The 10,329-nt window shown below is 52.6% G+C and carries 4 protein-coding genes; 3 read left to right on the forward strand and 1 reads right to left on the reverse strand.

Going from position 1 to position 10,329, the window contains the following annotated elements:
- Positions 1 to 22 precede the first annotated feature (22 nt).
- The gene (locus HYX48_05990) at positions 23 to 718 is read left to right on the forward strand and encodes a DUF4765 family protein (GenBank protein ID MBI2743450.1); all 696 of its coding nucleotides are present in this window, start codon (positions 23 to 25) and stop codon (positions 716 to 718) included.
- Between the two features lie 46 nt (positions 719 to 764).
- Here the strand turns inward: HYX48_05990 and pyk are convergent, their stop codons facing one another.
- Entirely contained in the window at positions 765 to 2,531 is a 1,767-nt protein-coding gene (gene pyk / locus HYX48_05995) for a pyruvate kinase (protein ID MBI2743451.1), read from the reverse strand.
- A 95-nt stretch (positions 2,532 to 2,626) separates the two neighbouring features.
- Here pyk and uvrA point away from each other — a divergent pair, with 95 nt between their 5' ends.
- Positions 2,627 to 8,278 carry an excinuclease ABC subunit UvrA gene (gene uvrA, locus HYX48_06000; GenBank protein ID MBI2743452.1) on the forward strand — a complete coding sequence of 1,884 codons (5,652 nt, stop codon included), beginning with the start codon at positions 2,627 to 2,629 and terminating at the stop codon, positions 8,276 to 8,278.
- A gap of 132 nt (positions 8,279 to 8,410) precedes the next feature.
- A complete protein-coding gene (locus HYX48_06005; protein MBI2743453.1) occupies positions 8,411 to 10,174 on the forward strand; it encodes a hypothetical protein in 1,764 nt (587 codons plus the stop codon).
- The last annotated feature ends 155 nt before the right edge of the window (positions 10,175 to 10,329 follow it).

Consider the following 10,329-nt stretch of genomic DNA (forward strand, 5'->3'; position numbering starts at 1 on the left):
TATAATAATAAGAGGTGTAATAATGACGACAATATCAGAAAAGATGCATGGCGATACTACCATTGCCGGTGCCGGTGCAGAAACCATCGTAGATGGCTCCCTTTCAAAAAAGGTCACTGCTGTAGTGAAGCCCGTTCTGAAAACCTCAGGGACATCTTCTTCCAAAGAAAATCGGCCAATTACTGCTGGCAGCACTTCTGGATCAAAATCTTCTGTGATTCCAGCTCATATTCTAAGCGAAATTAGAGCTGCTGGAGCCCCTGAAAAGGAAGAGGAGAACCTGCTGCCCAAAATAGAGAAGACTCTGGAAGCCACCTACAATAGACTTCCCAAACCGGGACCTAAGCCTGGTGATGCGAGCGTCGCAATTGTTTGGCGTGGATGTAACTCATCTCAACTGACCAGAATGTTAAAGAGTGAGACTGCAGGTGGTAAACCCGTCAATACTGATGTAGGTCGCCCTACTGAAGTCGAAGCTCAAAGACAGGTTGGCGAAGTTGCGCGCTTCCCCGAGTTCACTTTTGATCCAAAAGTAGCAGAGGGATTCGGCACCGACGCCTACGTAGGTGTATTTGCAATTGAAACGCGCTACCTATCACCAGGTAGTAAAGCGGAATCTGGCGTGGTCTGCTATGCAGACGCTCCCGTGCAGCTAATTGGCTGGAAAAAAGGCAGACCCTCACTACCCGTAGGCGCTGGCTCTCCACGTAGGTACTAGATCTCTAAACTATTCTTTCTCCGCCTGTCCACTTCCTAACAATTGTTCACAAGGAGAGAGAGCCTTTGTAGACGATACCCTTCTCGGGGTCGATGGTGACCTGAAGCCCGTCGGGAATGGCATGTGCGGCACCTTCGGCTCTTGTGATTAGAGGGATATCCAGTTCGCGTGCGATGCGCGCGGCGTGCTTCTCTGAAGCGCGATCTGTGGGAAGATTTTGAAGAATGATCGCGAGGGCTCCTTTGAGGACTGAGAGGTAGCTCTCATCGCAGCGCGATAAGAGCGCAATGCGATCTTTTGCAGATCTGCGCTTCTGTTCGCTAGACGTAGCTATGATGGTAATCTTTCCTTCTACTTTCGCTCCTTCAGAGGGGTCTCCTCGCAATAGAACATCCCCTACACTTTCGACGAGCATCATGTTGGTCGAACCGCTCATTCCAAAGGGAGAGCCTGCAGTCACAGTGACGAGATCTCCATACTGGACCAGCTCTCTTTTCATCGCAAAATCGCGGCAGATAGAGAAGGCCTCTTGCACGTTGCTAGTGTGCGCGGGATCTACTGGGACGACGCCCCAGTTGAAGGCCATCTGGTTGTAGGTCTTCTTGTGAGGGGTGAGGGCAATAATGGGCATCTGCGGTCTGAACCGAGAGATAAGCCGCGCGGTGAATCCGCTGTTTGTGAAGGCAAAGATCGCGCGCCCTTTTGCGCTGTAGGCCGTCTTAACAGCGGCAAGAGAGACCGAAGAGGAGATGTCATGTGAGTCGGTTGCGGGAAGCCGCTCGAAAAACTCTCTGTAGTCGAAGTTTCTCTCAGCCTCTTCTGCAATGCTGCGCATGAGAGAGATCGCCTCAATCGGATACTGTCCGACCGCTGTCTCTCCCGAGAGCATGACAGCAGAAGTGCTATCGTAGATCGCATTAGCCACATCGGAGACCTCTGCGCGCGTAGGGCGCGGATTCTTAATCATCGACTCTAGCATCTGTGTAGCAGTCACAACGGGTTTGCACGCCTCGATACACTTACTAATCATCATCTTCTGCAGAGAAGGGACCTGCTTTAAAGGCATCTCAACGCCGAGATCTCCCCTTGCTACCATGATGCCGTCTGCCACCTGAACGATGCTCTCAAAATTCTGCACACCAAGGCTATTTTCAATTTTCGCAATAACAAGCGTGTCCGCCTTACCTTGATCTTCGAGAAGCTGCTTAATTTCCAGAACATGGTCTGCAGAACGGATAAATGAGGCCGCGATGATATCCACATCCTGTTTGCAGCCGAAGATGATATCCTGCACGTCCTGTTCGGTCATGGCGGGAATGTCTAGAAAAACACCGGGGATGTTGACGCCCTTAAAGCTCTTGATCACGCCGCTGTTCTGGATCTCAACAAGGACGCCCTTATCGCTTTTCTCTACGACCTTTGAAGAGATGTATCCATCATCAAAAAGAACGGTCACGCCAGGCTTTAAAGTCTCTAGAACGATGGAGGGTGTGATCTGCCAGCGCTTCTCATCTCCCTCAATCTCATCCTTAACAAGAAGCACCCTCTTGCCTGCTGTAACTGGGATCTCTGGCGCGCCCATCTTGCCAAGGCGAATTTCGGGGCCTTTGGTATCCAGCATGATGGCAAGCGGCATCTTGCGCTGCTCTCTCGCCTTCTTTAACTTTTCGATGACAGCTTGATGGTCGGCATGGGTGCCGTGGCTGAAGTTGATCCGCGCCACATTCATGCCGGCGTCGATCATCTCTAAAATTTTTTCGTATGAGCTTACGGCCGGTCCCATCGTGCAGATGATTTTGGTTCTGGTCCGCATATTTGCCTCGAAGTGTAATTTATTCTAGCTTACTCGAGTGACAAGCAGATTGCAACTGGTTGCCAGAATCGAGGAGCGGAGCTATCATCTCTGGCATGCAAGGTAGAGAAATTGTTTTAAAGAAGGTCCGCGTTCACAATCTAAAAGGGGTTGACCTCACCCTTGAACCCTACCAGCTGATCATTTTTACAGGAGTTTCAGGGTCTGGCAAGTCCTCTCTCGCCTTCGATACGATCTACGTTGAGGGCCAGCGCCGCTACATCGAATCGCTCTCGGCATACGCAAGACGCCACCTCGCCGACTATCCCAAACCAGATGCTGAGCTAATCGAGGGGATCTCTCCTACCATTGCAATCGAGCAGAAGACCTCGGGAAGAAACCCGCGTTCGACGGTTGGAACGATTACAGGTATCTACGACTACTTGCGCGTCCTCTTCGCCCGCGTCGGCACTCCCCACTGCCCTGTCAGCCTTGAACCTGTAAAGCCGCGCAGCGCTAAAGAGATCGCAAGTGAGATCCTTGCTCTTCCCAAAGGAACAAAGCTACATATTTTCAGCCCCTATGCGCGCGGAAAAAAGGGAGAGTTTAAAGACGACTTTGCCGAGCTTCTGCGCCACGGATTTACGCGCGTGCGCTTAGACGGCCGTATAGTCGATCTGAACGAGGAGATCTCCCTCGATGGCAAGATCGCCCACGACATCGACATCCTCATCGACAGACTGGTGGTAGATCCATCTGAAACGGGCAGGCTTGAAGAGGCGATCGCCCAGGCCCTTGAAAAGGGCAAAGGAGTGATGAGCGTCCAGAATGCTGAGACACAGGAAGAGACCCTCTTCTCTCAGCTCGCCTTCTCTCCAAAGTCGGGCCTCTCCTACGGTCCATTGAGTCCACAAGACTTCTCCTTCAACCACCCGTCTGGAATGTGCCCCACCTGCATGGGTCTTGGAACACACCTCGAGTTCAAGCTCGATAAGATCATCGACCCCGAAAAGAGCATCAATGAAGACTGCTGCAGCGTTGCAAGCTCCTACCAGACCGTCCGCTTTGGGAACATCTACGACAATCTCGCCCGCCTCTACAGCTTCAAGGTTAACACGCCATGGAAGAAGCTCTCTGAAAAAGCAAAAAATGTCTTTCTCTATGGAAGCGAGCAGAAGTGGCTGCGCATGCGCTTCGTCCACCCAACCAAGCACACCACTTGGACCGACTACGTCCAGTGGCGCGGCGTGCTGCATGAGGCCAAGGTGCGCTACTTAGAAGCGAAGAGCGACACCTACCGCCGCAACATGGAAGAGCTGATGGAGGAGACGATCTGCCCCGACTGCCACGGTGCGAGGATCAAACCCTACCCCGCAGCCACAACGATCGGTAAAAAACGGATCTCTGAGCTCACCTCGCTCTCGGTGGAAGAGGTTCTTACATTTTTTCAAAAACTCTCGCTGACTGCCGAACAGAAATTCATCGCTGACGAGCTACTAAAAGAGATCATCAAACGCCTACAATTTCTCTACGGCGTCGGCCTCCACTACCTCACACTCGAGCGCACAGCTCCCACACTCTCTGGCGGAGAGGCCCAGCGCGTGCGCCTCGCCTCGCAGATCGGCTCGGGACTCGTGGGAGCAACCTACATTCTCGATGAGCCCTCAATCGGCCTCCATCCGCGCGACAACTTAAAACTGCTCGCCTCTCTGAAGGCGCTGCGCGACAAGGGAAACACTGTGATCGTTGTGGAGCACGATGAGGAGACGATCCGCGAAGCGGACCATATCGTCGACGTCGGGCCAGAAGCGGGAGAGAGAGGCGGTGAGATCGTTTCAAACGGCAGCTTCGCAGATCTTTTAAAAGCGCCACACTCACTCACCGGCGCCTACCTCTCGGGAAGGCGCACGATTGCGATTCCAAAAAAGCGCAGAACAAGCACGAAAAAAGCGCTTGTCATCGAGAAGGCGACGCACCACAATCTCAAAAGCGTAACTGCTGAAATCCCCTTGGGAGTCTTCGTTGCAGTCACTGGCGTCTCCGGTTCCGGTAAATCCTCTCTTATCACCGACCTACTCTACCCTGCGCTCTCTAACAAACTTCTCGCTTCCACACTCCCTGTAGGAAAGCACAAAAAGATCACGGGAATTGAAGAGCTCGATAAGGTGATTGCAATCGACCAGTCTCCCATCGGGCGCACGCCGAGATCCAACCCTGCCACCTACGTTAAACTCTTCGACGAGATACGCAAGCTCTTCTCAGAGCTTCCCGAAAGCCAAGCCAGCGGCTTTGGTCCGGGACGCTTTAGCTTTAACGTCCAAGAGGGCTCCTGCCCCCACTGCGGCGGCATGGGAATGACGCGCATCGACATGGACTTCATGGAAGATGAGTGGGTCACCTGCATCTACTGTGCGGGAAGACGCTTCGATGAGAAGACCCTCTCTGTGCTGCTGCGTGGAAAAAACATCCACGATGTTTTAGAGATGACCGTTGCTGAAGCTCTAGACTTCTTCTCAGCACTTCCCGCGATCCGCAAAAAACTGGAGACGCTAAATGCCGTCGGCCTCGACTACTTAAAAATTGGACAGCCCTCCCCTACCCTTTCAGGCGGAGAGGCGCAGCGCATCAAGCTGGCAAAAGAGCTCTCTCGCCCGTCAAACGAGCGCACACTCTACATCCTCGACGAGCCGACAACAGGACTCCACTTCCACGATCTGAATAAGCTTATCGGCGTTCTACAAGCGCTTGTCGACCGAGGAAGCTCGCTTCTTGTGATCGAGCACAACATGGATCTCATCAAGTGCGCAGACTGGATCATCGACCTCGGCCCCGAAGGAGGAAAAGAGGGAGGCGAGATCGTCGCAACCGGAACGCCCGAGAAGATCGCAAAGCTTAAATCGCCCACAGGCGTTGCACTAAACCAGATGCTCTCTGCATCGCATGCGGCTGTAAAAAAGCAGAAGGCGCGCGCAGCTACCTCCTCACCCTTTATCCTCGTCGAGGGCGCCTCGCAGAACAACCTAAAATCGGTAAACGCGAAGATCCCGCGAGAGAAGATCACCCTCTGCACCGGCCCATCCGGATCTGGAAAGAGCTCCTTTGCATTTGAGACCGTCTACGCAGAGGGTCAGAGGCGCTACGTAGAATCTCTCTCTACCTTCTCCAGGCAGTTTGTCAGCCAGATGCCCAAGCCGAAGGTGGATAACATCGAGGGGCTCTCTCCTGCGATTGCAATCGAACAGTCTGGCCATGGCAAAAACCCGCGCAGCACCGTCGGCACCATGACCGAGGTCTACGACTACCTCCGTCTCCTCTTTGCGCATCTCGGAACCCCCTACAGCCCAGAGACGGGCAAAGAGATTCGGTCGATCTCCAAAGAGTATGTCACAGAGAAGCTGTTAAAGCTTCCCGCAGGAACTGCCTTCAGACTCCTCGCACCCATCAAACAGCGCAAGAACGAGTCGTGGGAGGCGCTGCAGGCCCGGTTGCTCTCCTCCGGCTATCTGCGCGTCCGCCTCAACAACACCTACTACGAGCTCGACGAGAATATCCCCTTCGACAAGCACCGAAAAAACAGCATCGAGCTGGTCATCGACAGGTTAAAAACAGCAGATTCGATCCGCGGGCGCCTTCTAGAAGCAATTGAAAAGGCAGCCTCTCTCTCCGGCGGTATCATCGTTGCAGCACTCGATAGCGAAGATCTCTTCTTCAACCTCTCCTTTGCAGATGTCTCGACGGGAAAGTCCTATCCGCCCATCACTCCTCACACCTTCTCGTTTAACACCGATGCGGGCATGTGTTTAGACTGCCTCGGCCTCGGCGTGCAGTATGGCGCAGACCTCATGCGCTACAAAGAGTTTGCAAAACTCACCCCTCTCGGCCTCGCCTACCTGCTCTGGAAAGATTATGCAACTGACGAAGCCATCGATCTCTTCCGCGCTTTCTTGAAAGAGGAGAAGATCGACGCGAGAAAACGCCTCGACGAGCAACCCTCCGATAAGCTTCAGATCCTCCTCTCCGGATCTGAAAAAGAGATCCGCCTCGAAAGAAAAGGGCCCCTCTTCCGCTGGCGCGGAATCAGCCCCGTCTTTGCAAAGGCCGCGAAGTCGGCTGCACGCGCCGTCCGCGAAGAGATCGCCCCCCTGCTCGATCAATCCCCCTGCCACTCTTGCAAAGGCAGCCGCTTAAATCCGCTTGCGCGCAATGTGCGCATCGGAAAACTCTCGATTGCAGACCTCTGCAACCTCCCCATTGAAAGCGCGGAGAGCTTCATCTCTGAGATCACCCTAACTGACAAAGCGAGAAACTTCCTTGAAGAGCCATTAAGACAAATTGGCAAGCGCCTCCACTTCCTCAAGACGATCGGCCTCGGCTACCTCTCGCTCGATCGCACAGCGCCCACGCTTAGCGGCGGCGAAGAGCAGCGCATCCGCCTTAGCCGGCAACTGGGAAGCGGCCTCACAGGCTGCATCTATGTTCTCGATGAGCCGACAGTCGGCCTGCATCCTCACGACAATGAAAAACTCAACTCGGCACTCATCCAGCTGCGCGACCTCGGTAACACCCTTATCCTCGTCGAACACGATCCGATGACCATGGCGATCGCCGATGAGATCCTCGACTTTGGCCCTGGCGCTGGAAAAGAGGGAGGCGAGATCATCGCTCAAGGGACTCTCAAGCAGATCAAGGCCGATCCCCGTTCGCTCACTGGTGCCTACCTCAGCGGCAGAAAGAAGATCGCCATTCCAGAAAAGCGGCGCAAGCCAAAGAGGTGGATCTCGATCGAGAATGCATCTCTTCACAACCTGCACAACGTAAGCGTAGAGATCCCCGTTGGAATCTTCTCCTGCATTACCGGAGTCTCTGGCTCGGGGAAATCCACACTTATCGGCGACCTGCTCAGACCCGCCGCTTCGGAGGCCCTCTCTCAAAGAAAAGCCGAGGTCACGCTAGCACACGGAAAAGTAGAGGGACTCGACGCGTTTGAAAAGCTCGTCGTCCTCGATCAGAACCCCCTCGGCCAGACAAGCCGCGCAGACGTGAGCACCTACTCGGATCTCCTCACTCCCCTGCGCTACTTCTTCGCCGATCTACAACTAGCCAAGGCGCGCGGCCTACAGCCCAGACACTTTAGCTTTAACCACAAGAAAGGGATGTGCACCTCCTGCTGGGGCCTCGGAACAAAGAGCATCCAGCTCCAGTTCCTTCCCCCCGTTAAAATCGTCTGCGACTCGTGCAATGGCTATCGCTTAAACCCCGTCAGCCTTCAAGTAACCTACCGCGGCAAGCAGCTGGGCGAGATCCTCAACATGACAGTGAGCGAGCTTAAGGCGTGGGAGATCCCCCTCACCAAAGTGAGCCGCCTCCTCGACCTTCTCATCTCCGTTGGACTCGGCTACCTCAAACTCAACCAGGAGGTCACCACCCTCTCTGGTGGCGAAGCTCAGCGTTTAAGGCTCAGCCGCGAGCTTGCCAAGCGCTCCTCCGGCAAGACCCTCTACCTTCTCGATGAGCCCACCACAGGCCTCCACAGCGACGATATCGCAAAACTCCTCCCCATCTTCCAGACCCTGGTCGATAAGGGAAATACGCTCATCGTGATCGAGCACAACCTCGATATCATCGCAAATGCCGACTATCTCATCGAAATTGGCCCCGAAGCTGGCGAAAAAGGGGGCAAGATCGTCGCCACCTGCACTCCCGAAGAGCTGGCCACTAAAAAGAATTCTTTGACAGGCAGATACCTCGCTCAAAATATGTCTATCTGACCCCGCTTTCTAACACGCATAAAAAACATTTTTATTTTAACTAAAAACACAATAAAAAAATATCAATCACACGAATAAATATCTAATTATGTTAAAATTTAACGAGTTTTTAAATTAAACATAGGCAGATCCATGGCATCAAGAGCAGCACTTGCAGAGAGAATTCCCCATGACACTCGCATCTCAATTTGCGAGTTTGCAGATTCTGACAGCCTTGTCGCGCTCAGCCAGGTTTCAAAAGCTTTCAATACCGCAACTCGCGAATTCATCCGCCTCTTATCTACAAAATTAGATCAGACCTGGAGCGCAGACTCCGATGAAGCGCGCTACACCGAGCTATTCGGAAGGCGTCCCCCAGCAGAGGTAATCCCTACTCTAGCCGCGGAGTGCAATGCACTTCATACAGCTGTAATTGGACCTGGGCCTCATCCTGGCACGTATCAACTGCGACATACAAACTGGCAGCGCTTTCTCTCAGCCTTTGGCGTACCTGATAGTAACGAACTTGTGAGCAAGCGTCTCGCAAATCTCTACTGTGCCATAAAAAAAAGGCTGAGTCAGGCTCCGCAGCAGCTATGGGTGCTTGAGCGAAATTGGCTAGGTGCGAAGCTAGTCGCAGATGGAGAGCTGGAGCTATATAATGATTCAACGGAAGAACAGCAGACTGTTAGAAGAAGGGCTATTGAGGAGGAGAGGATTCGCATTCTTATAAGCCTAAATGAAAATCTTCTCGACATCGAAACTCTCTATAGAGACTTCCAAAGTAGAGAAGCAGTAACTAGACGCTTTCAGATCACTATGAGAGCTGGTGGCAGCAATCTTACCCCTTTCATGATAGCTTTCAGAATCTCTGCGCAAAAGCACGGCTTCCTCAGCGCCTTTCAAAACTTCTGTAGAGATCCCATGAGGCTTTCAGTCCAAAAAATCATCACTCTTCAATTAAATATTCATATTCCTGTGGAAGATCGAGTAGAGGAGAATTTTATGGGGTTCTGCAGGGGGCTGGCCGCAAGAGGAGTCTCACTCGACATAACAAGAAGCAGCGGAGAGCTGCGCGCCCGCCTTGAAAATGCTGATGTGATCTCTGAGATTGCACGCATAAAACACTTTAGCTTTGAAAATATTTCCGGAGTTCTTCCAGAAGAACTTAACAAATTGACAGGTGTTGAAGAGCTTTTAATTAACGCGACAGGCCCTGCTAGAGGGAATATCGTGTCTATGGATCTCCAAGAGTTTGCATTCCCTCAACTTAGAACCTTAACTATTCGTGATGCTGGCCTCAGAAGCGTGCCGGATTTCGGACTTAGCGCACCACAGCTCTCAAGACTCGTTATCGATTATAGCTTTTTCCATAACGTCAAAAGAGGAGTGATTCGCGTGCTCCCGGATGATCTGGCAAGAAGAACTCAAGCGAGTAGCTTCTATGCATACTACCAGAATGCATGGAGCTACTCGTTGTGGTCTAGTAACTATAGATCCCACAACTCAGAGGCGTACATGAACCTCTCTTCTTGGGATCTTTCTGATATCCCCTTCTTCATCTGGTTTAGAGATAATTGCAATGTTCCACAGATCCCTATCCTTCAGCTGGGCAGGTCGCTACAAGAAGCCTCTTACCCTTTCATAGGAAACGTCGGCTATGTGGTTGAGGATCTGCTCGCTGGACGCTTCGCCGCTCTGATGAACAATCCCCTTGCGATCCCTTTGGCGTTATTCTTAACGGTGCCAGCGGCACTTCTCGGCGCTGCTTTAGCTGCTCTGAACGTCGCTATCTTCGGAGTAAACCTCTTTCTTAACTACGCCATTGAGCCGGTCGTCACCTACTTTAGAGATCAGCTCGGCTACAGCCGCATGGTCCACATCCGCGACTTCCCTGAACAAGGAGCAGCATTATGACATCAAGAGTAGAGTATGCAGAAAGCACTCCTTTCTTTGACGAACGAAGAGAGTCCCTGGAGTGCGGTGCTCTGCACCGCCTTGATTTTTCAATATCTCGTTGGCGATTCGTCTTTAGAAAAGCCAGGGCGGTGCAGAGCACCGCACTCCAGGGA

Source organism: Chlamydiales bacterium (assembly GCA_016185065.1).
Classification (GTDB): Bacteria; Chlamydiota; Chlamydiia; order Chlamydiales; family Rhabdochlamydiaceae.

Excerpts from the sequence above, each read along its gene's own strand:
- HYX48_05990 (MBI2743450.1), top strand. The coding sequence starts at position 23 with ATGACGACAATATCAGAAAAGATGCATGGCGATACTACCATTGCCGGT.
- pyk (MBI2743451.1), bottom strand. The coding sequence starts at position 2,531 with ATGCGGACCAGAACCAAAATCATCTGCACGATGGGACCGGCCGTAAGC.
- uvrA (MBI2743452.1), top strand. The coding sequence starts at position 2,627 with ATGCAAGGTAGAGAAATTGTTTTAAAGAAGGTCCGCGTTCACAATCTA.
- HYX48_06005 (MBI2743453.1), top strand. The coding sequence starts at position 8,411 with ATGGCATCAAGAGCAGCACTTGCAGAGAGAATTCCCCATGACACTCGC.